This window comes from Ochrobactrum sp. SFR4 (assembly GCF_019730395.1).
Classification (GTDB): domain Bacteria; phylum Pseudomonadota; class Alphaproteobacteria; order Rhizobiales; family Rhizobiaceae; genus Pseudochrobactrum.
Map to the genome: position 1 here is coordinate 1 of NZ_JAAPBB010000367.1, position 358 is coordinate 358.

The 358-nt window shown below is 48.3% G+C and carries 1 protein-coding gene; it reads right to left on the reverse strand.

Going from position 1 to position 358, the window contains the following annotated elements:
* Positions 1-358: ABC transporter permease subunit (locus tag HBA93_RS19395; protein WP_221724382.1), on the reverse strand; the 358-nt coding region annotated here is incomplete at both ends.

The following is a 358-nucleotide window of genomic DNA, read 5'->3' on the forward strand; positions in this document are numbered from 1 at the left end:
CATGACCCCAGATGATTTTTGTCTCACTCAGGCCTTTTGCACGGGCAGCAACGATGTATTCCTGATCCAGTTCATTGAGCATGAAAGAACGGGTCATGCGGCTGATATAGGCCATCGAGAAATAACCGAGCAGCGATGCAGGCAGAATAATATGCGAGATAATATTGCCCAGTGCATCCCATTGACGCTGAATAATCGCATCGAGAATGTAAAGACCGGTGATTGAGGTGAAGGTATATTCATAGGCCACATCAATACGACCCGGACCTGCAACCCAGCCAAGCTTTGCGTAGAAAATCAACAGGCAGATCATACCGAGCCAGAAGATCGGCACAGAATAACCGAACAGGCCGACAAC